Source organism: Haemophilus parainfluenzae, assembly GCF_014931275.1.
Taxonomy (GTDB): Bacteria; Pseudomonadota; Gammaproteobacteria; order Enterobacterales; family Pasteurellaceae; genus Haemophilus_D.
Window position 1 is genome coordinate 150,954 of the sequence record NZ_CP063110.1, and the last position, 24,708, is coordinate 175,661.

The following is a 24,708-nucleotide window of genomic DNA, read 5'->3' on the forward strand; positions in this document are numbered from 1 at the left end:
TATTATCAACTCTTATTAGTTCCAACATTATTAATTATGCATCTTACAGAACTTAAAAACACGCCTGTTTCTGATCTTGTGAAACTTGGCGAAGAACAAATGGGTTTGGAAAATCTTGCCCGTTTACGTAAACAAGATATTGTTTTTGCTATTTTGAAACAGCACGCCAAGAGCGGTGAAGACATTTTTGGCGGCGGCGTATTGGAGATTTTACCCGATGGTTTCGGTTTCTTACGCTCCGCAGACAGTTCCTACCTTGCTGGTCCTGATGACATCTACGTTTCCCCAAGTCAAATTCGTCGTTTCAATCTTCAAACTGGTGATAAAATCGAAGGCAAAATCCGTCCACCAAAAGAAGGTGAACGCTATTTTGCACTTTTAAAAGTCGACCAAGTCAACGATGACAAACCTGAAGTCTCTCGTAGCAAAATCCTTTTCGAAAACTTAACCCCATTACACGCGAATTCTCGCTTAAGAATGGAACGTGGTAATGGCTCAACCGAAGATTTAACCGCGCGTATTTTGGATTTAGCGTCTCCGATTGGTAAAGGTCAACGTGGTCTTATCGTGGCTCCACCAAAAGCCGGTAAAACCATGTTGTTACAAAACATTGCACAAAGCATCACGCACAATTATCCAGAATGTGAGCTAATCGTGCTTTTAATTGATGAACGTCCAGAAGAAGTAACGGAAATGCAACGTTCGGTAAAAGGTGAAGTGATTGCCTCTACCTTTGATGAACCAGCAACCCGTCACGTTCAAGTAGCAGAAATGGTTATTGAGAAAGCAAAACGTTCTGTTGAGCACAAAAAAGATGTGGTGATTTTACTCGACTCTATTACTCGTTTAGCACGTGCTTACAATACCGTGACACCAGCATCCGGTAAAATTCTTTCTGGTGGTGTGGATGCAAATGCTTTACATCGTCCAAAACGTTTCTTTGGTGCGGCGCGTAACGTGGAAGAAGGTGGTAGTTTAACCATTATTGCGACTGCACTTGTGGATACCGGTTCAAAAATGGATGAGGTTATCTTTGAAGAATTTAAAGGTACCGGTAATATGGAATTACATCTTTCTCGCAAAATTGCAGAAAAACGTGTGTTCCCAGCGATCGACTTCAACCGTTCTGGTACGCGTAAAGAAGATTTACTTACCACACCAGATGAATTACAAAAAATGTGGATTCTACGCAAAATCCTTAACCCAATGGGTGAAGTGGAAGCGATGGAATTCCTCATCGACAAACTTATGGTGGCAAAAACCAACGATGAGTTTTTTGAAATTATGAAGCGGTCTTAATTCTGACCGCACTTAAAAACAAAAAAGGCTTGGAAAACCAAGCCTTTTTTATTTTGCGAATTATTCGCCCAAACGCTCTTTAATACGAGCAGATTTACCTGAACGTTCACGTAAGTAGTAAAGTTTAGCTTTACGTACTGCACCTTTACGTTTAACAGTGATTGAATCTACGACTGGTGAGTGAGTTTGGAATACACGCTCAACACCTACACCGTTAGAAATTTTACGTAAAGTGAATGCTGAATGCAAACCACGGTTACGAATTGCAATAACCACGCCTTCGAATGCTTGCAAACGACGTTTGCTACCTTCAACTACCCATACTTTAACTTCTAAAGTATCACCTGGGCGGAAGCTAGGTACGTTTTGTTTTAATTGTTCTTGTTCAAGTTGTTTGATAATGTTAGACATTGTTTGATCCTTTATTGATCCTAGATGTAACTGAAACTAACTGTTATGCTCGGCTTGCGCCTCTTTTAACAGTTTACGTTGTTCGTCAGTCAGAGCTAGGCCTTCTAAGAGCTCAGGGCGTCGGAGCCACGTTCTTTGTAGCGATTGTTTTAATCGCCATTTCCGAATTTCTTCGTGATGTCCCGACATCAGCACAGGTGGTACAGTTAATCCTTCTAACACTTCCGGTCTGGTGTAATGCGGGCAATCTAATAAACCGTCTGCAAAAGAATCTTCTTCTGCGGAGGCTTGTTTGCCTAATACACCGGGAATAAAACGCGCAACAGCATCAATTAATGTCATTGCCGGCAATTCCCCACCAGTCAGAACGTAATCGCCAATTGACCATTCTTCATCAATTTCAGTTTGAATCAATCGCTCATCAATACCTTCGTAACGTCCACATACCAAAATCAATTTCTGATTTTGAGCAAGCTCGGTTACGCCGCCTTGATCGAGTTTACGTCCTTGTGGCGAAAGGTAAATCACCTTTGCGCCTTCTCCTGCCGCTGCTTTCGCAGCATGAATCGCATCCCGTAAAGGTTGCACCATCATCAGCATTCCCGGACCACCACCATAAGGACGATCATCCACGGTTTTATGCTTGTCGAATGTAAAATCTCTTGGATTCCAACATTCTACTTGCAGAAGATTATGTTTTACGGCTCTACCTGTAACCCCAAATTCCGTAATCGCTTTAAACATTTCGGGGAATAATGAAATCACCCCTATCCACATAAAAAGCCTACTACATTACGTTTGTGCATACTTGAGATTAGAAACCAGCGTCCCAATCCACTTCAATTGTTTTCGTGGTGAGATCGACTCTTTTAACTACTTGTTCATACAAGAACGGAATTAACCGCTCTTGTTTTCCAAAAGCATCTTTAGTATTGGCTTTCACCACTAACACATCATTAGAACCAGTTTCCATCATCTCTGTTACCGTTCCCATTGTATAACCTTCTAAGTTGACGACTGAACAACCGATTAAATCGTGCCAGTAATAATCGCCTTCTTCCAGTTCTGGGAATACAGATAAATCCACACCAATTTCAACATTTGCTAAAATTTGTGCAGCTTCACGATCATCAACGCCTTTTAATTTGACGATGATTTCGTGATTATGATGACGCCAGTTTTCTAATTCAGTTGGCTGCCATTCACCTTTGATTTTTAAAAACCAAGGTTGATAATCAAAAATGCTTTCAGCTTGTTCTGTTGATGAATAAATACGTAACCACCCACGAATACCGTAGGTTGAGCCTAATTTGCCCACAACTTCAATACGTTGTTGTTCCATATTTTTCACCTATCTTAGTTTAAGAACTAAATCAAAAAGCGAGATTATGCTTTTTGAGCTTCTTTTACCAAAGTCGCAACACGGTCTGAAAGTGAAGCACCTTGAGCAACCCAGTGGTTTACACGCTCAAGATCAACACGAAGACGCTCTGCGTTACCTTGTGCGATTGGGTTGAAGAAACCTACACGCTCAATGAAACGACCGTCACGTGGTGAACGACTATCAGTTACTACGATTTGATAAAATGGGCGTTTTTTAGCTCCGCCACGAGATAAACGAATGGTTACCATAACCTTCCTCTAAATGTTTAATTACTAAAAGAATATTCTCAAACTCGAAAGTGATTTAAGAATATAGCTTACTTTTTTCTCTGTATATATAGACAAAAAGCCTGAAGATTTTACACTTTTTGAGCAAAAAAGCAAGCCACAAGCCCATTTCAACTTGAGAAATTCACTATAAAAAATGACCGCACTTCATCACAAAGTGCGGTCATTTTTTCATTCATTTATTGGCTTAATAAACCCCTTGCGCCAACATTGCATCAGCCACTTTCACAAAGCCTGCAACATTTGCCCCGACAACATAGTTAATGTTTGCTTGACCTGCGACTGTGCCATATTTTTTACAGTTTGCATGAATATCTAACATGATACGATGAAGCTGTTTATCCACTTCTTCAGCCGACCAATACAAACGTTGTGAGCTTTGTGCCATTTCTAAACCTGACGTTGCTACACCACCGGCATTTGCTGCTTTGCCAGGCCCAAATAACACGCCAGCCTCTAAGAATGCCTCTGTAGCTTCGATAGTGGTTGGCATGTTTGCACCTTCAGCAACTAATTTCACGCCATTTGCAATTAAGGCTTTAGCGTCTGAAATCTCTAATTCGTTTTGGGTTGCACAAGGAAGAGCGATATCAGCTTTCACTTCCCAAGGGCGTTTACCCGCAACATATTGCAAACCAAACTGTTCCGCAAATTCTTTTACGCGACCACGTTTTACGTTTTTGAGTTCTAATAACGCGGCTAATTTTTCACGATCAAAACCTTCTGGCAAATATACATAACCCGCCGAGTCAGAACAGGTTACCACTTTCGCACCGAGCTCCATCGCTTTTTCAATGGCATATTGAGCCACGTTACCCGAGCCAGAAACTAAAACGGTTTTACCTTGGAAGCAATCCCCTTTTTCAGCGAGCATTGCTTGTGCGAAATACACCAAACCATAACCCGTCGCTTCAGGACGAATTAAACTCCCACCGAATGAAAGACCACGCCCCGTAAACACACAAGCAGCTTGGTTTGATAATTTTTTCATATAGCCTGCAAGATAGCCGACCTCTCGACCACCTACACCGATATCGCCTGCCGGCACATCGGTATCCGGACCGACATGACGATAAAGCTCAGCCATTAACGCTTGGCAAAAACGCATGACTTCTGCATCTGATTTTCCTTTAGGATCAAAATCTGAACCGCCTTTCGCACCGCCCATTGGCAATGTGGTTAAGGCATTTTTAAAGATCTGTTCAAAGCCTAAGAATTTTAAAATCGATAAGTTAACAGATGGATGGAAACGCATTCCGCCTTTGTATGGACCAATTGCGCTGTTGAATTGTATGCGAAAAGCTCGGTTTACTTGAACTTGACCTTTATCATCAGTCCACGCCACACGGAACTGAAATGCACGCTCAGGTTCAACTAAACGCTCTAATAAAGCTTCTGAACGGTATTTAGGATTTGCTTCCAAGAAAGGCCAGATTGAAGTGAATACTTCACGAACGGCTTGTAAAAATTCAGGTTGGTGGCCGTCACGTTGAGCCACTTTTTCAAGAAATTCGTCTAAGGATGCTACTGCTGACATAGGATTTTCCTTCTAGTAGTGAGTGAGTATGATGTGTGTAAAATTATTTTATTTCACCGTCTTCTTGCGGTGTGCCTTCAATATAGCAATAGAAAAATCAATTCAGCAATAGTTTTTTTATAGAAAAAAAGAAGAAAAAAAAAAAACGAGAAAACATTTAATATTTTCCCGTTTCTATTAGATAAGATCTAAAAATCAGTATCTAAGCTAACACTTCAACTTAAAAAGTCCTTATTTATTTTTACCTTCTAAGTAAAGCCACTCTGCAACCTGCTTCGCAAAGTACGTCAAGATACCATCCGCACCCGCACGTTTAAAGCAAAGCAATGATTCCATAATGCATTCTTTTTCTTTCAACCAACCATTTTGAATGGCTGCCATATGCATCGCATATTCGCCAGAAACTTGGTAAGCAAAAGTTGGCACACCGAAATACTCTTTCACGCGATATACCATATCCAAATACGGCATACCTGGTTTTACCATCACCATATCCGCACCTTCTTGTAAATCAAGTGCAACTTCTTGCAAGCCTTCATTTCCATTTGCCGGATCAAGTTGGTAAGTTTTCTTATCGCCACCTTTCAGATTACCCGCAGAACCGACTGCATCACGGAATGGACCATAGTAATTAGACGCATATTTCGCTGAGTACGCCATAATTTGTGTATTGATATGGCCATTCTCTTCCAATGCCTGACGAATACGGCCAATACGACCATCCATCATATCACTCGGTGCCACAACATCTGCACCCGCTTCAGCATGAGAAAGTGCCTGTTTGATCAGAATATCTGTCGTGATATCGTTTAAGACATAGCATTCTTCATCAATGATGCCATCTTGTCCATGAATAGTATAAGGATCAAGTGCTACATCAGTTAATACGCCTAATTCTGGATACGCGGCTTTCAATGCTTTTACTGCACGCTGTACTAAACCATTTGGGTTAAACGCTTCATCTGCCATTAAAGATTTTTTATCTTGCTCAACCACAGGGAATAATGCGATCACTGGCACACCATATTTCACTAAAAGACCTGCTTCAATTAATAACTGATCGATGGTTAAACGCTCAACTTTAGGCATAGAAGGCACTGGTTCACGATTATTTTCACCTTCAATAATAAATACCGGATAAATTAAATCATTCGCGGTTAAAGTATTTTCTGCCACTAAACGGCGGCTAAAATCATGTTTACGTAAGCGACGAAGACGACGGGTTGGGAAACCGCCTAAAATTTGTTGAGTCATAATAATATTCCTGTTTTTTATGATGTTAAAAGGGCGTATCACCTACGCCCATTTTCTTAATCTTTGTGATTCAAATCAGCCTGATTTTCTACCGCACTTTCTTCATCCGTTGTCTCTTCTTCATCATCTTTCGGTTGATAGAAACGAGCAACTAATAAGCCTAATTCAAATAAAAGGCACATTGGTACGGCAAGTAACGTTTGTGAGAAAACATCGGGTGGCGTTAAGATCATACCGACAAAAAACGCACCGACAACAATATAAGGACGTTTTGAAGCCAATGCTTTCGTCGTGGTTACACCTGTCCAACAAAGTAAAATAATAGCAACAGGTACTTCAAAACACACACCGAATGCCAAGAATAATGCTAAAGCAAAATCAAGGTAACTACTGATATCTGTGGCGATAGCCACCCCTTCTGGTGCGGTTTGAGTAAAGAAACTAAACACAAAAGGGAAAACGATGTAATAAGCAAATGCCACACCGCAATAGAATAAAACTGTACTGGAAAATAATAACGGATAAATTAAACGTTTTTCATGTTGATACAGCGCCGGTGCAACAAACGCCCAAATTTGATAAAGCAAATAAGGCACCGAAATAAATACCGATACAATCGCGGTTAATTTAATTGGCGTAAAGAAAGGCGTTTGAATATTGGTTGCAATCATCGTTGCGCCCTTTGGCATTACTGCCGTTAAAGGTGCGGCGACAAAATGATAAATATCATTAGAAAAATAAACCAACGCCACAAAAACCACTAAAATACAAATTACACAACGTAATAAGCGGTTTCTGAGTTCAACAAGATGGGTAATTAACGGTTGGGAATCGTCCGTCGTATTGCTCATAATTATTCTCTAGGACTTAGCTTCAGATTTAGGTGCTGGTTGCAGTTCCACATCATCCGGCGAATAGTAATCAGATAAACGCTCGGTTAATTCAGCTTGTTCATGGGCTTCAAGTGCGGTCAAATCCACTTCTATTTTTTCAGGTTCTGAAACTTCAGCAAGTTCATTCTCTACATGCTCTATCGATGCTGTTTCAGATGGTTTTTCTGTAGTTTCTTGTGAATTCACCACGAGTTTTTCAGCAGAATTAGCAGGATTTTCAGCCGCACTTTTAATTTCTTTAATTTGCTCTTCTACCGTTGTGCCCGCTGCAGCCGCTTTTTCTTCTAGCTCTGCACGCATTTTTTGAGCCTGCTCTTTCAGCTCTTCAACGGTTTTACTTAAATCTGGGGAAAGCTGTTTTAGATTCAGTTGTTCCGCTTTCTTAATGCTATCTTGCAATTCTTGCAATTTAAGCTCTTGTTTTAATTCATTTTGAACATTAGCTGCCAACCCACGGATCGTTTTCACCCAGCCCATTACCGTGCGGATAGCCACAGGTAAACGCTTAGGGCCTAGTACTACTAAGCCCACAAGCATCAATAAAACAAGTTCGGAAAAACCAATATCAAACACGGTTATGCCTGTTCTTTATCTTTTACAGTTTCAGTTTTTTCAGCGGTTGTTGTGCCGTCTTTAATTTGAGTAAACTCCGCATCTTTTTTTGGCTCGTCATCAGACATCGCTTTTTTAAAGCCTTTTACTGCTGCGCCAAGATCAGATCCCGCATTGCGTAATTTTTTTGTACCGAATACTAATAAAATCACGACTAATAAAATAATCATTTGTGCTGGGGATAAACCAAACATAGAAAAACTCCGTTAGAATTAAATTGAAAATTTGGGCTTGAATATACTCTTTTTATGCATTTGTCTCAAGAGGTAATTTTAAAAGTGCGGTCAAAAAATAATGTTATTTTCAACCGCACTTTATTCTTATTATTCAGCCAGTTCTGTTTGCTCATGAGACAGGAATTATGAAATAACAAAATCCAGCTCTCTCATGTATCGCTCATAACATTGCAAGATGTCCACGATCAAATCCTCTTCCTTTGTGATATTCAAAGGATAACCTTCCAATTGAATATTGGTTGAAACCATTAATGCATGATGAACTTGTGCTGTTTCAGATGCGGGCTTCTCAAACAAGGTAATTTGGTAAAAAAAATCTTCTGCTAATCCATTTTCAATAGAAAGGACCAGTTGATTATTATCGACGTCAAAACGTTGCTGTAATGTCACATTTAGACCATAGGTACCAATGAGTAACTGCCGTAACTCTCTCATTGCTAAAAGTGCCGTTGTTTTTAAATGGGAAATGGCGTCATCTCGCTTAGGTTCAATCACTAACTGTCTTAAACGGCTACGCCAGTTTGCACCTGTCCACAAATCTGAAACCTCTGTGGAATAATATTGACGTTCAAATCGTAAACCTTTTAACAAACTCCATGCCATCACTGACATCAACAGAGCAAAAGGTAAAGAGAAAAACAACATCGTTGATTGTAGTATTTCAATACCGCCAAAAAGATAAAGAACAAATGTAACAGCTGACAATAAACCACCCCAAAACATAGATTGCCAACGAGGTGAAACCTGGCTTTTGTCTTCAATTGCGATATTATTAAGCGTATAAATACCAAAGTTAATGGTTACAATAAAAAAGAGTGTGATAATAAATAAAGCTAACGTTTTAGTTAAACCAGAATAGGGTAAATAACTCAAAAAATCAAAAAGAAGTGATCCCACATCATTTACAGCTCGACCTAATGCCCCCTTAGCAAGATGCTCATTCACCCAAATTGCTCCATTACCAAATACCGTGAACCACAAAACGAAGAATAAACTTGGCACCATCAATACGCCGAAAATAAACTCCCGCAAAGTTCGTCCGCGAGAAATCCGTGCGATAAAAATCCCAAAGCCTGGCGCCCATGAAAACCACCATGCCCAGTAAAAAACCGTCCAATCCATAAACCAATCTAGATGTTCTACATCATAGGCATAAGCCTTGAAGCCGACTCTAATTAAACCGCTTAAATAGGTACCAATATTTTCCGTAAAAGCAGAAATTAAATATATTGTCGGACCGAATAGCAAAACCAATAGCATAAAGAGAAAGGTAATGCCTAGATTAAGCTCACTAAGAATTCGGAACCCATTGGCGATACCCTGCAGTGAAATTAAGATAGCAATGATAAAAACACTCACTAAAATAAGGGGAACCAAATAGGGTGAGTTATCCAATAAATGCATTGTGTGGAATGCGGCAGCCAACCGAATCGCACTGTAACCTAAGGTTGCGACTACGCCAAATAAGGTGGTACAAATCCCGAGAATATCAATGACATCCCCCACTTTTCCATTAATCTTTTCTTTCAGCAAGGGATAAAAACAAGAGCGTAAAGAAAAGGGTAATTTATAGCGAAATCCGAAGTAAGCTATCGTAAGTGCAATTAATCCATAAATAGCCCAAGCACTGATACTCCAATGAAAAATACTAAAAAATAATGCTGTTCGAACTTTCTCATATTCACCTATTGGTGAAAGAAAATGTGAAAGCGGTTCAGCAACACCAAGAAAAACAATGCCAATACCAATTCCAGAGGTGAAGAGTAATGCAATCCAAGAGCCTAATTTAAACTCGGGTTCTTCCTCATCACTCCCGAGTTTAATATCGCCGTATCGTCCTAACGCCAAGAAAAGTAAAAAGAATAGAAAAAATGCACTCAGTAAAATATAAAACCAGCTAAATTGAGAGAAAATAAAGGCTTTCGCCGCAGCAAGATAAGATATCGTTTGCTGCGTATCAAATAAAAGGGCTGCAATAATCGCTAAACTAAAACCTAAACTGCCCCAAATAACATTTGCTTTGAAAGTATTTTGTATCTTCATATTTGTTTTAAGATAAAAAGTGCGGTTAAAAATTAAGAGGATTTTCAACCGCACTTTAGTCTTATTATTCAGCCAGTTCTGTTTGCTCATGTGCCATCAATTCTTGACCCACATCGTCTAGCAAACTTAAGTAACGTTCATAATGTTTCAACATATCGGCAATCAATTCATCTTGGTCCATATATTGCACATCATAACCCACTCGACCATCAAAGAAATAAGTGTATGGCTCATAGGTCATACTATGTTGGATATGTGGCAAGTTATCATCATTAATTAATTGCTCTGACACCTCACGACCGATAGATTTCACCCCGTACATAAAGTCTCGCATCAAATCTTTTTGAATGACTAACTCGACTGCAGGTTCATCTTGATCAAATAACGTGTTAATTTGCACACTCAATTCATATTTACTAATTAACTCTTGGCGTAGCTCACGCATAGCCGGTAATACCGTATGTTTAAGGAAACGTAAAATATCTTTTTCTTGCGTTTGGTTCATCATTTGTTCCAAACGTTCTTTCCACTTATCCCCTGTCCAGAAAATACTGGTTGGATTAACTTTGGTATCAAAATATTTTTTATCCGCATTCAAGCCTTTCCATAAACTAAAACACATCAACAACATCAACATGGCGAAAGGTAACGCCACTAATAGCGTCATTGCCTGTAGATTAGCCAAGCCGCCTGATTGCATCAAAACAATGGCGACAACTGACATTAATATGCCCCACATCACGGCCTGCCAACGAGGTGCTGCAAGGCTTTTATCGCGTGATGCAATGTTATTTAATACATAAATACCGGAGTCTGCTGAGGTGATAAAGAATAAAGAAATCACCACCAAACTCACTAAGCCCGTCACGCCAGAAAGCGGTAAATAATCTAAGAACTTAAAGAGCAACGTTTCAGGCGAAGAAATCATTTGTCCTAACGTACCTGCAGCTTCACCATCATTCAACCAAATGGCTGTATTACCAAATACGGTAAACCACAAGATACCGAACATGCTAGGAATCACCAACACGCCGAAAATAAATTCGCGAATGGTACGCCCTTTCGAAATACGAGCAATAAATAAACCGACAAATGGCGCCCAAGAACACCACCATGCCCAATACAGAATTGTCCAACCGCTAAACCAACTAGTATGTTCTTGTTCATAAACATAGGTTTTGAAACTTAATTTTACTAAGTTGCTAAGATACGTTCCGATGTTGTCGCTAAAAGCTGATAACAAATAAAGTGTCGGTCCCGCCACTAACACGAAAATCAACAAACAGAAAGCGAGTGTTAAATTCAGCTCACTTAAGATTTTTACCCCTTTCCCTACGCCAGAAATCGCGGAAAATGTCGCTAAACTCATTACCACTGCAATCACAACCATTTGTAAGCTGAAGCTATTTTCACTAATCCAGCCTAATTGATGTAAGCCTGCACCCAATTGTGATGCACCAAAACCTAATGTTGTGATAACACCAAATAAGGTGGCAAGTAACGCCATAATGTCGATAAGATCGCCTAACTTGCCATTAATACGCTCTTTCAATAACGGATAGAAACAAGAACGTAATGCCAAAGGTAATTTGTAACGGAATCCAAAGTAAGCCAATGCCAACGCAATCGTGCCATACACCGCCCAGGCATGAATTCCCCAGTGGAATAAGGTGTGTAACAAGGCTTCTTGTTGCTTATGCTCTGCGCTACCTGTGGTAATATCAGATAAGTAATGCGTTAAGGGCTCTGCGACACCAAAGAACATCAACCCTACCCCCATACCGGCAGCAAATAACATTGCTAACCAAGAGAGAAAACCGAATTCAGGCTCTTCTTCATCATTGCCCAATTTGATATTACCTAAGCTACTGACTGATAAAATGACTAAAAAGCCCAAAAACACCGAGAATGCTAAGATGTAAAACCAACTAAAGTTGGCAAAAATGCCCGATTTAGCAGCATTTAATAAAGTTTGTGTTTGTTCAGGTGCGATTAAAATCATCGCGACAAGCAACACCACAAAAAATAACGTTGCACCAATCACTAAAGGATTGAACGACGTTTGCTTTTCCATAAATTTAGATAAGGACAACGCTTCCCCCTTAAAAATTAAGTGAATAAAAATAAAATCAGATTAAATAAAATAAGGCCTTAAGCCCTAAATGGTGAGATGGAACCATCGCAAATGATAGCACGGAGAAGTGCGATTTTGAAGAAAACGCTCAGTAGGATTTGAGTGGATTGTTTCCAAAAGTGCATTTATGGTATCAAAAAATACCAATTATTTCAAATTAGGAAAATATTGATGGTATTTAATTTAAGTCGTATTTTTAACTGATATAATGAATTACAAAACTTGCTCAAACAAGACAGTAAAAGAAAACGTTTTATTTAATGTATTGTAGATAAAACAATTTCTTAATGCAGCTTCAGTAAGCTTATCAAACGTCTGATCATCTAAATCAGATGAAATAAAAATTTTAATTTTACAATCGGTTATGTGTGGAGGTTCATCATAACCATGCACACCAAGTAAGGTTAAAGGATTGGCGAGGTTGAGCCAAATTTTTCCTTCCATTTCTACAATATCGGTACGTTGTTGAGCAAAATGCGCTTTTACACTACTCAAAATGCCACCTAGAATAGAAACAGCAAAATAATCTACCGCACTTTTTTGTAACGATTGGTTATCGAAATTGACTTGTGAATAGAGCGAAATACTGTCATTCGGTGTGAATAATTTAATTTCTTCTCCGCGTAATACGGCTCGATATTTCGCTGTAAAACATTCACTTTCAGGTACGTGATACATAACGTTCCCTCAATATTGATTTTGCCTCATTTAATACCTTAAGTTTGGCTTCAATAATATCAAAACCATTTAAAGGGCGGTTAGAAAAAGTGGCAAATCCACAATCTGGATTTAGCCAAATTTGCTCTGGTGGAAGGTAATTTAAAGCTTTTTCCGCTCGTTGAACAATCTGATCTACGGTTTCCACCTCATCAGAACGAGGATTGATGACGCCTAAGCCTAAAATACATTTTTGTCTTAAGATTTCACTTTCTAACAACGAACTTAATTCTCCCGCTCTTGGCGTAGAAAATTCGAGCATTAAAATATCAGGTAATGCCGATTCAAATAAATCCACTAATGACGTATAAGGTCCGCGTAGTAATACGCTCTCATCTTTGCTCCAGTTACCACGGCATACATGTAATGCGGTTTTGATATTTTTATTTCTTGCATACTCAAAGATTTGAGTAATTAAACTTTTCGCAAACTGTAGTTCCGCAGCAAAATCTTGTTTTTCGCTTAACGCGGCACACATAAATGAACGTGTTTGATGATGGCTAAAAATAACTTCTGTCAAAACAGGCTCATCAAATTGAACTACACTTACGCCTAGCTCACATAAATGATCAATTTCTTGCTTTAATATAGATACAACATCCTTCGCCATTTCTTCTTTTGATGAATAATGTAGCCCTGACACAGGCGAAAGCCACATAGATCGAGCCATTAAGTAAGGCCCTGGCAAGGTTGCTTTAATTGGTTGCCTGGTTAGATTTTTTAGTAGCAGCATTTCATCTGCTACTAAAGATTGTTTGTAGCTGATTTTTCCCACGCAAATAGCATTTTTTATGGAAAGTGCGGGAACATCCAAGGTTTCTAGCATTGACTCAAAAATTTGCTTTTCTTTAATGTGATCGAGCATTTCACTCATGCTCATCAAGATTGCGCCTTGAATTTTTTGTGCAATAAAAGAAAGGTAATTGTCGCGAAGTAATTCGCCACTCGTGATAATATCAATGCCAGTACGTTGTTGAAGTTCGACAATTTGTTTTGTTTCTTGAACAACGATTTGCTTAAGCTCTGTTGTGGTTATTTTACCAAGTGCGTGCTTTTTACGCGCCATCAAAAGTGCTTGGCTACGAGGCATTGAGCCTATGAAAAGTTCCATAGAAAATCCACAATGATGGGCGTTTATTACACGCCCATCATGACATATCAATCTTAAAAGAATTTTAAATATTCATTGGCAGCTTGTAATTGAGCAAAACCTTTTGTTCTGCCCGCAACCCAACGTTTTAATCCTTCCAAATCCATCATTTCTTTATGTTCTGGATTGTTGTAATCCATTTTGAACAAGGTTTCGGTGAATGCATTGAATTTGGTTTCATTTAATCCCAAGCGCCCACTAAAAATACAATGGTCAAATGATGGTGTTTTTGCGAGTACTCGAACTGTTGCTGGATCGAGTGTGCCATCTTTTGTCCAACGTTCAAAGTTGAAATCTAACATCCATGTTGCAGAGACTTGGCGATCTTTTAATGCATTGGCTGCATCTAATTCACCGCCTACATGATCGCCATGCAAACCAACACCCACATCAAAGCGTTTTTCTACATAATCTTGACCAAATTCCAAGCCATGTTGATGTAAAAACTCGATAGGAATTAACCGCGCTTGTGGAGAATCAATTGCACCAAAAGCAATAGTTTTATTTTTTAAATCTTCAATCGATTGGATAGTTGGATCATTAACAACTAAATAGCTTTGACGATCTTGGTCGGTATCACGCATGGCACCATTTAAGGTTTTTCCACCACTACGTAAGTAACCGTCTAACCAAGCTAGGGGAGAGTTCCACGCTACATCAATTTCATTATCATAACTTTACGGAAGCAGAACAACACCATAGACATAGTTATGCCCATTACAGAGGTTCGTCGAAAGTACACATGCAAGCAAGCACAAAATATCAAGAAAATGCCCTTGTGCTATGGGCTTTTTTACGCTTTTTATAATTCAGACTTTATTAATATGAGGTAATGGTAAAAACTCTACGAAACTGACTGCTTGAATGGCAATCTAAAGTGAAATGTAATAGAAAGAGATAAAACGACAAAAAATAAACCCACCTTTACCAGATGGTCTATAAAGTGGGTTTGCCTGAGGTATAAAATCGAGTGTTAAATACGCGCTATTTTCAATATATTTTAGCTTTTATTTTTTAGGTAACGCATCACTAGAAGCATTAAATTTCACATTTGATGAAGTGTAAGCCTCAAAGTGCGGATGTTTTTTCATAAATTTAATGAAACTTTCCGCATCAGGCAAGTAAGTATCAACGCCTTCATATTTCGGATCGTTAAATAATTTACCAAAAGTTTTGTAACCATCTTTACCGCTAGCTACATAAGCATTAGTACCAACGAGATAACGTTTATTATCATCAATTGGTTCCCATTGTTGGGTTTGTTTATTCAATACTTCCACGCTGACTAAACGTTTACCTTCCGCATTTGGTATTTCATTCGCTTCGTAACGAATGCCCGCGCCATAAGGGAATGCCCCTGTAGAACCATCAACTAAAGCAAATTGCATCGCATCTTCAAGCACTTGTTTCACTAACGAACCTTCCATTTTATAGGTATATAACGTATTCCCGAAAGGTAAGAAAGTATAAGCATCATTAAAGGTTACATTGCCTGGTAAAATATCCGCACGAACACCGCCTGCATTTTGAATGGTTAAATCCACTGTTTTGAGTTCGTTATACATTGTTTCTGCAATAAAACGCGTTGCAATAGAACCTTCTGGATTTGAGCCTGCTTTATTTGGGATACGATTTGCTGAACCACCCGGCATTGCAGAACCGGTGATGACGCCAACAATTTCTTGTGCTAAACGATCTTTTTCACTTTTATATTTTGAAATAAGCATGTCTGTTTTTGCATCATGATCATCAAGTGAAATACTCTTCATTGACTTTAAAGTATCAAGCGCTTTTTTACGTTCATCGCCTGTTAATTCAGTCCATTTACCTTCCGCATTTTTCACTTGAAGTTTATGAGAACTCATTAACACATGAGGAATTTTACGAGTAATAGACGCAATACCTTCAGGACTGAATTTAACACCTAAGTCACCCACAACAGCAGAATAAGCCCAACCTTCCATTACAAATACCGGTTCGCCATTCGGATTTTTAAATTCAAGCGGATATTCATAGATTACTGGAAGTTTTAAACCACGTAATTCATCATTTCCGTATAAATAATGTGAATCCCCAGTAACGATCACATCAATATCATTTACTTTTTGAGCAATTTCGATATTTTTTTCACTTCCTGCATGTGAAAGTAAAATGATTTTATTAATGCCTTGTTGTTTTAGCGCATTTGCCATAATTTGTGCGGTAGCAATTTCATCATAGAACTTCACATCCTTACCTGGTGAAGATGAATTAACCGTTTTATTCACGGTATCTAAACCGATAATGGCAATTTTTTCTCCATCCACAGTGAAAATATCGTAAGGTTTCCATTTGTTATATAAAATTGAATTTTTATCAGGAATAACATTGGCTGAAAGTACTGGAATTTTTAATGGCTCGAGTAGTTTTAATAAACCTTCATTACCCGCGTCAAATTCATGGTTACCCAAAGTAAAATAATGGAAATTACCAGCATTCATGACAGCCGCATCAGCAGAACCACCAAAAAGGGTGAAATACAGCGTACCGGTAATCGCATCACCTGCATGTAGCACTAATGGATTTTTATACTTTTTACGTAACTCATAAAGTTTCCCATTCACAGCAGAAAAACCACCAATATCAACCTTTGTTTGTTGACCATTTAAATTAATTCTCGCTTCGTGCGGTTCCAAGTAAGAATGGTGGTCGTTAATATGTAAGATACTTAACTCCACAGCTTTATGTGCTTGCGGCGCTTCTTTAGCAAAGGCTGCACCTGAGCAAAGCATTGCTAACGCACTAACTGCAAAGGTAACTGATTTTTTAGATAAAAACATAATGGCTCCTTGTGAGTAAACGGATTAATTTAAGCCTTCAAGCATTGCTTGGAAAGTCTTATAACGAATAGCATAGTTATTGTGTTGAAGATTTTCACGTGCTTGATCCAAATACGAAAAATCATCAACCTCCACCCCTTTAAATTGGCGAGCAAACATCATATTGGCTAGAGCGAGGCGGGGCTTAATTTCAGAAGAAGGGGTTATCAAACTCACTCGATTCTCAGTAATAGAAAAAGTTGTTTGATTAGGAAAATCTTGACGCATCTGTTCAATAATTTTTTGAAATATGCCTTTAGCATCCAAAGACAATAATATAATTTGATCTGGTTTGGCTCCCCGTTCTATTAAAGCCTGAACAAATTGCTCCGAATTATCTGTTTGACGAATATAAATTTTTGCCTGCTCATTCGCTAAAAAAGACACCAGTAAGTTTTTCTTCATTTCCTGAATTAAATTAGCATCGCCAGTATTTATCGGTTCAAAGTATAAATAATCAAGAAATTTAGGGGTGAGATTTTTATCTGTTTTAAAAATGCGAGTGAGGATTTTTTCGCTTATTTGGATCTGATTATCAATAAATTGGGGAGGTAAAGAAAAAAGTGCGGTGAGTTTTTTCTGTAAAATAGAAATTTGTTGCTTTTCTTGTTTAGCTAAAGCGATTGAAAATTGTTGCTTTAAAGCCTCAGCGGACTCAGTAGATATTGATTGGTGAGAAGACGAAGGAGGACTCGCTATCACAGATTGTTGAATGCCAATACATGACGCTAATCCAAGTAACACAGAATGAAAACTGATTTTCATAATAAACCTCATTTAACTGATATTTTATCAATATAAAATACCGCTTAACGCGTAAACTTGACCTAAAACTATTTGAGAGTTTCTTAGATTATACGTAAAACAAAATTGCATGTGAATGATAATGTTTACTTTTTCAAGAGAATATAACGTACTTATTAGAATGCTCATCCAAAACTTGCAATTTTGCTCAAAAAGTATAAAACTCGCAGGCTTTTTGTCTATATATACAGAGAAAAAAGTAAGCTATATTCTTAAATCGCTTTCGAGTTTAGGAATATTCTTTTAGTAATTAAACATTTAGAGGAAGGTTATGGTAACCATTCGTTTATCTCGTGGCGGAGCTAAAAAACGCCCATTTTATCAAATCGTAGTAGCTGACAGCCGTTCACCACGTGACGGTCGTTTCATTGAGCGTATAGGTTTCTTCAACCCAATCGCACAAGGTAACGCAGAGCGTCTTCGTGTTGATCTTGAGCGTGTAAACCACTGGGTTGCTCAAGGTGCTTCACTTTCAGACCGTGTTGCAACTTTGGTAAAAGAAGCTCAAAAAGCATAATCTCGCTTTTTGATTTAGTTCTTAAACTAAGATAGGTGAAAATATGGAACAACAACGTATTGAAGTTGTGGGCAAATTAGGCTCAACCTACGGTATTCGTGGGTGGTTACGTATTTATTCATCAACAGAACAAGCTGAAAGTATTTTTGATTATCAACCTTGGTTTTTAAAAATCAAAGGTGAATGGCAGCCTGCAGAATTAGAAAATTGGCGTCATCATAATCACGAAATCATCGTTAAATTAAAAGGCGTTGATGACCGTGAAGCCGCACAAATTTTAGCAACTGTTGAAATTGGTGTGGATTTATCTGTATTCCCAGAACTGGAAGAAGGGGATTATTACTGGCACGATTTAATCGGTTGTTCAGTCGTCAACTTAGAAGGTTATACAATGGGAACGGTAACAGAGATGATGGAAACCGGTTCTAATGATGTGTTAGTGATAAAAGCCAATACCAAAGATGCTTTTGGAAAACAAGAGCGGTTAATTCCGTTCTTGTATGAACAAGTAGTTAAAAGAGTCGATCTCACCACGAAAACAATTGAAGTGGATTGGGACGCTGGTTTCTAATCTCAAGTATGCACAAACGTAATGTAGTAGGCTTTTTATGTGGATAGGGGTGATTTCATTATTCCCCGAAATGTTTAAAGCGATTACGGAATTTGGGGTTACAGGTAGAGCCGTAAAACATAATCTTCTGCAAGTGGAATGTTGGAATCCAAGAGATTTTACATTCGATAAGCATAAAACCGTGGATGACCGTCCTTATGGTGGTGGCCCGGGAATGCTGATGATGGTGCAACCTTTACGGGATGTGATTCATGCTGCGAAAGCAGCGGCAGGAGAAGGCGCAAAGGTGATTTACCTTTCGCCACAAGGACGTAAACTCGATCAAGGCGGTGTAACCGAGCTTGCTCAAAATCAGAAATTGATTTTGGTATGTGGACGTTACGAAGGTATTGATGAACGGTTGATTCAAACTGAAATTGATGAAGAATGGTCAATTGGCGATTACGTTCTGACCGGTGGGGAATTGCCGGCAATGACATTAATTGATGCTGTTGCTCGTTTTATTCCCGGTGTATTAGGCAAACAAGCCTCCGCAGAAGAAGATTCTTTTGCAGACGGTTTATTAGATTGCCCGCATTACACCAGACCGGAAGTGTTAGAAGGATTAACTGTGCCATCCGTGCTGATGTCGGGACATCACGAAGAAATTCGCAAATGGCGATTAAAACAATCGCTACAAAGAACGTGGCTCCGACGCCCTGAGCTCTTAGAAGGCCTAGCTCTGACTGACGAACAACGTAAGCTGTTAAAAGAGGCGCAAGCCGAATATAACAGTTAGTTTCAGTTAAATCTAGGATCAATAAAGGATCAAACAATGTCTAACATTATCAAACAACTTGAACAAGAACAATTAAAACAAAACGTACCTAGCTTCCGCCCAGGTGATACTTTAGAAGTTAAAGTATGGGTAGTTGAAGGTAGCAAACGTCGTTTGCAAGCATTCGAAGGCGTGGTTATTGCAATTCGTAACCGTGGCTTGCACTCAGCATTTACTTTACGTAAAGTGTCTAACGGTGTAGGTGTTGAGCGTGTATTCCAAACTCACTCACCAGTTGTAGATTCAATCACTGTTAAACGTAAAGGTGCAGTACGTAAAGCTAAACTTTACTACTTACGTGAACGTTCAGGTAAATCTGCTCGTATTAAAGAGCGTTTGGGCGAATAATTTCGCAAAGAAAAAGGCTTGGGATCCCAAGCCTTTTTTGTTAGGTTATTTAATCCGTTCTTCGATAATCCCACCGCCCAAACAAATTTCACCAAGGTAAAATACGGCAGATTGTCCTGGTGTGACGGCTGATTGAGGTTCATCGAAAATCACTCGAATAGTTTCATCATCAATCGGTTCAATCACACAAGGAATATCTTGTTGGCGATAACGTGTTTTAACCGTGCAACGTACTAATTCACGAATTGGCTCGCGATCAACCCAATGTAATTGGCTAGCAATCAAACCTTTTGAAAATAAACGAGGATGGTCATGCCCCTGAGCGACAATAAGCTCATTATTTTCAACATCCTTATCTACCACATACCAAGCCTCATCACCCGCATTTTTTAAACCACCAATGCCTAACCCTTTACGCTGTCCCAACGTGTGATACATCAAACCATCATGGCGACCAATAATTTCACCATCAACAGTACGAATATCACCAGGTTGAGCCGGTAAGTAACGAGCTAAGAAATCCTTAAACTTACGCTCACCGATAAAACAAATACCGGTAGAGTCTTTTTTCTTCGCGGTAATTAAACCTAAATCTTCTGCAATAGCACGTACGATCGGCTTTTCAATTTCACCAACAGGGAAAAGGCTTTGGCCTACCTGATTTTTACTCAACGTGTAAAGGAAATAGCTTTGGTCTTTGTTGCCATCTAATCCGCGCAATAGCTCCGCTTGATCATCTGCACCACGACGACGTACATAATGGCCGGTAGCAATATAGTTAGCGCCCAAATCTTCCGCTGCATATTCCAAGAAAGCTTTAAATTTAATTTCTTTATTGCACAAAATATCTGGGTTTGGCGTACGACCAGCTTTGTATTCTGTTAAGAAATGTTCAAACACGTTATCCCAATATTCTGCCGCAAAATTGATTTTATGTAGCTTAATACCTAGCTTGTCACATACTGCTTGCGCATCAGCAAGATCCGCTGCGGCTGTACAATAATCGGTATCGTCATCTTCTTCCCAGTTTTTCATAAACAGGCCTTCCACTTGGTAGCCTTGTTGTTGAAGAATAAAGGCAGACACCGAAGAATCTACCCCGCCGGACATACCGCAAATGACTTTTTTAGTGGCATTTTCGGCAAGTTGTTCTGCAGAGAGTTTCGGAAAATGTTTTTCGTAGGTTTGTGATTTCATAGTTTAGTAATAAATGTTCCACTAAATAAATAATTGGGCATTCTACCGCAAATCAAGTAAGAGTAAAAATGCCCGACAATTTCGGGCACTTTCATACAGGTTACGGCATGATCACTTCATTGAACGTCGAGAAGTTACCGTTTTCCCTCCAATCCCCCAGTTATCCATATCGACTTCGTCAATAACCACCACTGTTGTTTCGGGATTTTTGTTTAACACTTTCTGTAATAAATGGGTGACACCTTCAATTAACTCTGCTTTTTGTTTAGCTGTCGGCGCCTCTGCTCCACCGGTCACTTTAATATTGACATAGGGCATACTGTTCTCTCATCACAACGTTAAATGGAACTACTTCACTTCATAAAATTGCGAATCATCGTCTTTCTTCGCAAATTTTTGTTCATATTCGGCTTTTGCTTGTTTATCGCCCGCATCTAATTTTGATTGAAGCGTGTCGCAAGGTTTATCACAATCACAAGCTTTGGCAATACCAAGGGTAGATAAACCACCGCAGCTGCCTTTTAAACTTTGTTTTTTGATAATAAATCCGATAGACATCAACAATATAATTGCGACGAAAGCGATTAAAGTAAAAAATAAAGTTTGCATAACTATTCTTTTGTTTCTGTTAATTTTTTGAAAGCAGAGGATGATTTTGTCACAAAACCATTATCTGTTTTAATGATTAAATAAACGGCAAGATTATTTTTCTCAGCCACTTCTAACGCCTTGTCTTCACCAAGCACAAATAACCCTGTTGATAAGCCATCTGCAGTCATTGAAGTTGGTGCAAGTACCGTAATTGAGGCTAAATGATGCTGAATTGGATAACCTGTTTTCGGATCAATTTCATGAGCAAAGCGTTTACCATTTTCTTCAAAGTAAATTCGATAATCGCCAGAACTTGCCATTCCCATATTGTCTAATCCAATGACAGCTTCAACCGCTCTTTCACCTGTTGTAGTTGGTTTTTCAATTGCGATCTGCCAAGGTTTGCCTTCAATATTTTTTCCTTTCGCACGAATTTCTCCGCCGATTTCAACCATGTAATTCTGAGCATTTAATTGTTCTAACTTTTCAGCGACCAGATCAACGCCAAAGCCTTTAGCAATCGAGGACAAATCGACATAAACTTGAGGAAGTGCTTTGCTTAATGTCGGTTTGGCAGCACTCATATCGAGGGCAATTTTATCAATACCAACCCAAGCTTGGCGTTCAGCTAATTGTTCTGGTGTAGGTTGTTTTTCTGGACGTTTTTCCGGGCCAAATCCCCATAAATTAACGACAGGGCCAACAGTTACATCCAATGCACCTTCAGTCACTTTATTTAAACGAATCGCTTCGGCCAATACTTTGGCAAAATCTGCTGAAATCTCAATCGGTGTATTCACTTGGGTATTTTGATTGAAACGACTCAATTCCGAATCTTTTTTGTAAGTGGACATTTTCGCGTTCACATCTTTTAAGATAGCTTCAATTTCTTCATGCGTCTTTTCAGATGTTGCTTTCATTGAGCCTTCATCAAGGTATTTAACATGATAAGTTGTTCCCATTGTTTTACCACTTAATGAGATAACTTTTGTTTCTTTTTCACAGGCTGCAAGACTTAATGCCATTGCCACCGCCACGATACCGCTTATTAATTTTTTCATCTGGATTTCCTAAATCTGTGAACTACTAGCAAACTAAACAAAATTTACCTGTAATCATAGAAAATTTTCTAAAAACACCTTAAATTTTGACCGCACTTCATCACAAAGTGCGGTCAGTTTTCATGATGTTTTGATTAACTAAAATCAACCACCGAAGTCATCTAATAAGATGTTTTCATCTTCAACACCGAGGTCTTTCAACATTTTGATTACCGCAGCGTTCATCACCGGAGGTCCACACATGTAGTATTCACAATCTTCTGGTGCTTCATGATTTTTCAAGTAGTTTTCATAAAGTACGTTGTGAATAAAGCCGGTGTAACCTGTCCAGTTATCTTCTGGTAACGGATCAGATAATGCCACGTGCCATGTAAAGTTTGGATTTTCTGCTTGAAGCTGATCAAAATCTTCCACATAGAACATTTCACGTTTAGAACGTGCACCATACCAGAATGACATTTTACGTTTAGAGTGTAAACGTTTTAATTGGTCAAAGATATGAGAACGCATTGGTGCCATACCCGCACCACCACCGATGAAGACCATTTCGTTGTCGGTTTCTTTCGCAAAGAATTCACCGAATGGACCTGAAATTGTCACTTTATCACCTGGTTTTAATGACCAAATGTAAGAAGACATTTGACCTGGAGGCGCATCAGGTTGACGTGGTGGAGGCGTTGCAATACGCACGTTAAGCATAATAATGCCTTTCTCTTCTGGGTATGAAGCCATTGAGTAAGCACGGATAATATGCTCATCCACTTTAGACACATAACGCCATAAATCGTATTTGTCCCAATCTTCGTGGTATTCTTCTGGAATATCGAAATCTTTATAGTAAACCGTATGTGGATCAGCTTCGATTTGGATATAACCACCAGCACGGAAAGGAACTTCTTCACCTTCAGGAATAGCCAATTTAAGCTCTTTAATAAAGGTTGCTTTGTTATCATTAGAAATAACAGTACATTCCCATTTTTTCACGCCGAAGATTTCTTCTGGTAATTCAACGTCCATGCTGCCTTTTACGTTTACTTGGCAAGCTAAACGATAACCTTCTTTTGCTTCACGTTTATTAATATGAGAAAGTTCAGTTGGGAGAATTTCACCACCACCACTTTTCACTTTCACAATACATTGGCCACAAGAGCCACCGCCACCACAAGCAGAAGAAACGAAAATACCTTTACTTGCTAACGCGCCAAGTAATTTGCCACCAGCTGGTAAAGTGATCGCTTTTTCAGGATCGTCATTAATAGAAATGGTGATATCACCAGAATCCACTAATTTTGATTTAGCGAATAAAATAATCGCAACGAGCACTAAAAGGATAACCGTAAATGCCGCAACACCTAATAATAAAATTGAAGATTCGCTCATTTATGCCTCCTTATAACTGAATTCCAGAGAATGACATAAAGCCAAGCGCCATCAAGCCTGCAGTAATAAAGGTAATCCCTAATCCTTTTAAGCCTGCCGGTACATCGGCATATTTCATTTTTTCGGTTAAGCCTGCAAGCGCAACGATTGCTAACATCCAACCTAACCCTGCACCCACACCATAAACTGCAGATTCTGCAAAAGTGTATTCACGTTGCACGGCAAAAGATACACCACCGAAGATCGCACAGTTTACGGCGATAAGCGGAAGGAAGATACCTAATGCGTTATAAAGTGCAGGGAAGAATTTATCTAAGGTCATTTCAAGTAATTGAACAAGACCCGCGATAATCCCGATAAAGGTAATGAAGTTTAAGAACTCAAGGCTCACACCTTCTACCAATGCACCATCTTTTAATACGTGTTCGTACACAAATTGGTTAGCGGGTACCGCAATACCAAGTACGACGACTACTGCAACACCAAGGCCAAACGCCGTGGAAACTTTCTTAGAAACCGCAAGGAAAGTACACATCCCTAAGAAGAAAGAGAGCGCCATGTTTTCAATGAAGATCGCCTTCACGAATAGGCTAATATAATGTTCCAT

At 39.0% G+C, this 24,708-nt stretch carries 27 protein-coding genes; 5 read left to right on the top strand and 22 right to left on the bottom strand.

What is annotated here, in order from left to right:
- Window positions 1-36: 36 nt before the first annotated feature.
- Complete coding sequence (rho, locus tag INQ00_RS00730) at window positions 37-1,299, top strand: transcription termination factor Rho (protein ID WP_014064140.1); 1,263 nt, start codon at window positions 37-39, stop codon at window positions 1,297-1,299.
- Window positions 1,300-1,359: 60 nt separating this feature from the next.
- On the opposite strand, the gene rplS (INQ00_RS00735) is transcribed toward rho, so the two are convergent.
- The 16 genes from rplS (INQ00_RS00735) to INQ00_RS00810 all read right to left on the bottom strand — a co-directional run bounded on the left by rplS (INQ00_RS00735) (window position 1,360) and on the right by INQ00_RS00810 (window position 17,580).
- Window positions 1,360-1,710: a 50S ribosomal protein L19 gene (gene rplS / locus INQ00_RS00735; RefSeq protein ID WP_014064141.1), complete on the bottom strand. Its 351-nt coding sequence runs from the start codon at window positions 1,708-1,710 to the stop codon at window positions 1,360-1,362.
- A 36-nt stretch (window positions 1,711-1,746) separates the two neighbouring features.
- The gene (trmD, locus tag INQ00_RS00740) at window positions 1,747-2,487 is read right to left on the bottom strand and encodes a tRNA (guanosine(37)-N1)-methyltransferase TrmD (RefSeq protein WP_005634352.1); all 741 of its coding nucleotides are present in this window, start codon (window positions 2,485-2,487) and stop codon (window positions 1,747-1,749) included.
- A 37-nt stretch (window positions 2,488-2,524) separates the two neighbouring features.
- The gene (gene rimM, locus INQ00_RS00745; RefSeq protein WP_065244522.1) at window positions 2,525-3,052 is read right to left on the bottom strand and encodes a ribosome maturation factor RimM; all 528 of its coding nucleotides are present in this window, start codon (window positions 3,050-3,052) and stop codon (window positions 2,525-2,527) included.
- A 44-nt stretch (window positions 3,053-3,096) separates the two neighbouring features.
- The gene (gene rpsP, locus INQ00_RS00750) at window positions 3,097-3,342 is read right to left on the bottom strand and encodes a 30S ribosomal protein S16 (protein ID WP_049374354.1); all 246 of its coding nucleotides are present in this window, start codon (window positions 3,340-3,342) and stop codon (window positions 3,097-3,099) included.
- Window positions 3,343-3,568: 226 nt separating this feature from the next.
- Window positions 3,569-4,918, bottom strand: coding sequence for an NADP-specific glutamate dehydrogenase (gdhA, locus tag INQ00_RS00755; RefSeq protein WP_197547004.1), 1,350 nt, complete (start codon window positions 4,916-4,918; stop codon window positions 3,569-3,571).
- A gap of 231 nt (window positions 4,919-5,149) precedes the next feature.
- Window positions 5,150-6,172, bottom strand: coding sequence for a porphobilinogen synthase (hemB, locus tag INQ00_RS00760; RefSeq protein WP_197547005.1), 1,023 nt, complete (start codon window positions 6,170-6,172; stop codon window positions 5,150-5,152).
- Window positions 6,173-6,228: 56 nt separating this feature from the next.
- Entirely contained in the window at window positions 6,229-7,023 is a 795-nt protein-coding gene (tatC, locus tag INQ00_RS00765) for a twin-arginine translocase subunit TatC (RefSeq protein ID WP_111316033.1), read from the bottom strand.
- Between the two features lie 9 nt (window positions 7,024-7,032).
- Window positions 7,033-7,638, bottom strand: a complete 606-nt coding sequence (tatB, locus tag INQ00_RS00770) for a Sec-independent protein translocase protein TatB (RefSeq protein ID WP_111327818.1) — start codon at window positions 7,636-7,638, stop codon at window positions 7,033-7,035.
- Between the two features lie 2 nt (window positions 7,639-7,640).
- Window positions 7,641-7,871, bottom strand: coding sequence for a twin-arginine translocase TatA/TatE family subunit (tatA, locus tag INQ00_RS00775; protein WP_005695386.1), 231 nt, complete (start codon window positions 7,869-7,871; stop codon window positions 7,641-7,643).
- A 165-nt stretch (window positions 7,872-8,036) separates the two neighbouring features.
- Window positions 8,037-9,956 carry a BCCT family transporter gene (locus INQ00_RS00780; protein WP_197547006.1) on the bottom strand — a complete coding sequence of 640 codons (1,920 nt, stop codon included), beginning with the start codon at window positions 9,954-9,956 and terminating at the stop codon, window positions 8,037-8,039.
- A 64-nt stretch (window positions 9,957-10,020) separates the two neighbouring features.
- The gene (locus tag INQ00_RS00785) at window positions 10,021-12,048 is read right to left on the bottom strand and encodes a BCCT family transporter (RefSeq protein WP_197547007.1); all 2,028 of its coding nucleotides are present in this window, start codon (window positions 12,046-12,048) and stop codon (window positions 10,021-10,023) included.
- 255 nt (window positions 12,049-12,303) lie between these two features.
- Window positions 12,304-12,768 (bottom strand): OsmC family protein, encoded by a 465-nt coding sequence (locus INQ00_RS00790; RefSeq protein ID WP_197547008.1) that lies wholly within the window; start codon window positions 12,766-12,768, stop codon window positions 12,304-12,306.
- Window positions 12,752-13,918, bottom strand: a complete 1,167-nt coding sequence (locus INQ00_RS00795; RefSeq protein WP_197547009.1) for a cobalamin-independent methionine synthase II family protein — start codon at window positions 13,916-13,918, stop codon at window positions 12,752-12,754. The genes INQ00_RS00790 and INQ00_RS00795 overlap by 17 nt, the downstream gene beginning before the upstream one ends.
- A 53-nt stretch (window positions 13,919-13,971) precedes the next feature.
- On the bottom strand, window positions 13,972-14,619 hold the full coding sequence (locus tag INQ00_RS00800; RefSeq protein WP_232086619.1) for a phosphate/phosphite/phosphonate ABC transporter substrate-binding protein: 648 nt from the start codon (window positions 14,617-14,619) through the stop codon (window positions 13,972-13,974).
- Between the two features lie 345 nt (window positions 14,620-14,964).
- On the bottom strand, window positions 14,965-16,776 hold the full coding sequence (gene nadN, locus INQ00_RS00805; protein WP_049357781.1) for an NAD nucleotidase: 1,812 nt from the start codon (window positions 16,774-16,776) through the stop codon (window positions 14,965-14,967).
- A 24-nt stretch (window positions 16,777-16,800) separates the two neighbouring features.
- A complete protein-coding gene (locus INQ00_RS00810) occupies window positions 16,801-17,580 on the bottom strand; it encodes a hypothetical protein (protein WP_197547010.1) in 780 nt (259 codons plus the stop codon).
- Window positions 17,581-17,890: 310 nt separating this feature from the next.
- On the opposite strand from INQ00_RS00810, the gene rpsP (INQ00_RS00815) reads away from it, so the two are divergent.
- Genes rpsP (INQ00_RS00815) through rplS (INQ00_RS00830) form a run of 4 tightly spaced genes read left to right on the top strand, consistent with a single transcriptional unit; the run spans window position 17,891 to window position 19,872 of the window.
- On the top strand, window positions 17,891-18,136 hold the full coding sequence (rpsP, locus tag INQ00_RS00815) for a 30S ribosomal protein S16 (RefSeq protein WP_111303547.1): 246 nt from the start codon (window positions 17,891-17,893) through the stop codon (window positions 18,134-18,136).
- 43 nt (window positions 18,137-18,179) lie between these two features.
- Window positions 18,180-18,707, top strand: coding sequence for a ribosome maturation factor RimM (gene rimM, locus INQ00_RS00820; RefSeq protein ID WP_197547011.1), 528 nt, complete (start codon window positions 18,180-18,182; stop codon window positions 18,705-18,707).
- A gap of 37 nt (window positions 18,708-18,744) precedes the next feature.
- Complete coding sequence (trmD, locus tag INQ00_RS00825) at window positions 18,745-19,485, top strand: tRNA (guanosine(37)-N1)-methyltransferase TrmD (RefSeq protein WP_197547012.1); 741 nt, start codon at window positions 18,745-18,747, stop codon at window positions 19,483-19,485.
- 36 nt (window positions 19,486-19,521) lie between these two features.
- Window positions 19,522-19,872 (top strand): 50S ribosomal protein L19, encoded by a 351-nt coding sequence (gene rplS, locus INQ00_RS00830; RefSeq protein ID WP_049358025.1) that lies wholly within the window; start codon window positions 19,522-19,524, stop codon window positions 19,870-19,872.
- Between the two features lie 45 nt (window positions 19,873-19,917).
- Here rplS (INQ00_RS00830) and mnmA read toward each other — a convergent pair whose 3' ends face one another.
- The 6 genes from mnmA to nqrE form a co-directional block, all read right to left on the bottom strand.
- Complete coding sequence (mnmA, locus tag INQ00_RS00835; protein WP_197547013.1) at window positions 19,918-21,069, bottom strand: tRNA 2-thiouridine(34) synthase MnmA; 1,152 nt, start codon at window positions 21,067-21,069, stop codon at window positions 19,918-19,920.
- A 111-nt stretch (window positions 21,070-21,180) separates the two neighbouring features.
- The gene (locus INQ00_RS00840) at window positions 21,181-21,387 is read right to left on the bottom strand and encodes a tautomerase family protein (protein ID WP_014064153.1); all 207 of its coding nucleotides are present in this window, start codon (window positions 21,385-21,387) and stop codon (window positions 21,181-21,183) included.
- Window positions 21,388-21,417: 30 nt separating this feature from the next.
- Window positions 21,418-21,678, bottom strand: coding sequence for a (Na+)-NQR maturation NqrM (nqrM, locus tag INQ00_RS00845; protein WP_049362637.1), 261 nt, complete (start codon window positions 21,676-21,678; stop codon window positions 21,418-21,420).
- A gap of 2 nt (window positions 21,679-21,680) precedes the next feature.
- Window positions 21,681-22,721: an FAD:protein FMN transferase gene (locus tag INQ00_RS00850; protein WP_005695379.1), complete on the bottom strand. Its 1,041-nt coding sequence runs from the start codon at window positions 22,719-22,721 to the stop codon at window positions 21,681-21,683.
- Window positions 22,722-22,865: 144 nt separating this feature from the next.
- Window positions 22,866-24,101 (bottom strand): NADH:ubiquinone reductase (Na(+)-transporting) subunit F, encoded by a 1,236-nt coding sequence (gene nqrF, locus INQ00_RS00855; protein WP_111327722.1) that lies wholly within the window; start codon window positions 24,099-24,101, stop codon window positions 22,866-22,868.
- Window positions 24,102-24,111: 10 nt separating this feature from the next.
- On the bottom strand, window positions 24,112-24,708 hold the full coding sequence (gene nqrE / locus INQ00_RS00860; protein ID WP_049367352.1) for an NADH:ubiquinone reductase (Na(+)-transporting) subunit E: 597 nt from the start codon (window positions 24,706-24,708) through the stop codon (window positions 24,112-24,114).